Source organism: Xanthomonas cannabis pv. cannabis (assembly GCF_000802365.1).
GTDB classification, from domain to species: domain Bacteria; phylum Pseudomonadota; class Gammaproteobacteria; order Xanthomonadales; family Xanthomonadaceae; genus Xanthomonas; species Xanthomonas cannabis.
Map to the genome: position 1 here is coordinate 1 of NZ_JSZE01000211.1, position 1,200 is coordinate 1,200.

1 protein-coding gene is annotated in these 1,200 nt (G+C 58.8%); it reads right to left on the minus strand.

Annotation, left to right across the window (positions count from 1 at the left end; all coding sequences use genetic code 11):
* Positions 1-931 precede the first annotated feature (931 nt).
* Positions 932-1,200: hypothetical protein (locus tag OZ10_RS20110; protein WP_039566872.1), on the minus strand; the 269-nt coding region annotated here is incomplete at its 5' end.

The following is a 1,200-nucleotide window of genomic DNA, read 5'->3' on the forward strand; positions in this document are numbered from 1 at the left end:
AGGGCCGATGGGGAACGGGGAGAGTAGGCAGCCTGAAGCGCTACCTTGGCAGTCGATTCGTTCAGTCCGGTAGAGTTTGCTTGGTGCGTGTTACTGCTTAGCGGCACCCATCACGAAATCTTGACCGTGGTCCTGATATAGGCGGCTTGATGCCTGGGCGGCACGTCTTGTGTTCGTCGACCAGACGCTTTGATAAAGCGCCGCCTGGAGTTCACAAGCTAGGTTACCAACCCGCAAACGACATGCCCGGGAACTCGTGCCTTGGCGCGGCTCTTCCTGCAATGAGGGGGCTACGAAGACTTGGCCGAGCAAGGGAGGATAGGTCTGCCTGCTGCTAGGGCGCGCTAACCGAGCCCGTGCTCGACACGTAGCACGTAGCCATCCAGCGCTTGGCATAGTCATACGCTGCGCTCTGATCAGCAAAGGTGGCATTTCTGAGTTGGCATCGGTGCAATGTGATGCCGCCGGGCCTGGAAATCAGGAGCTCCGGCACGAACTTTCCGTCGCACGGAATGCTGTGGGCCGTGAGCAGGTAATCGCCCACGTGCCGAATTGCGGTGACGCCCAATAGACATCCTCCTTGATGAGCGGCACCTACGTTCGTCCAACATCAGTGTCAGACGATCGGCTGTCGATGCTCGCCGAGTGACACACCATCATTATAGGAAAAGCCTCAAGTCGCTATCGGCAATAGGCGAACATGCCTGTAAGTATTTCCCTTACCCGCAGCTGTTGGTTCCGCTGATAGCGCCCATGCGTGCCCTCGCCTTTTGTCTTAGCCTGATCCTGCTGGGCCACCAATGAAACGCAGGCACTTGGACGCGCGCCCAAGTGCCTTTTTTGTGGCTCGGAAACTACCGGGACAAGTCGTGTTCTTCTTCGCTGATTGCGTAGTCGGCTTCTTCTGGATAAGCGTTTGCGTGTGCCGTATTCACCGTGTCGCTCCGTTGCGGTGCGCTTGCTTGCGCAGCCAGGTGAGGACATCAACTGCCGGGTCTTCATGCATGCAGACGTGCAGCCGGCCCAGCACGATGCTCTGCGCATCGCCGCCCGGCAAGACGTCATCAAGGCCCGTGGCTTCGCAGGCGATCAGGATCGGCGGCAGACCAGGCTGCGCGTGGGAATGCAACATCGCTAGCACATAGCCCTGCATCATTTCGAAGCTGAGGGTGACGCCGGTGCAGACGCGGAACTGTTTGC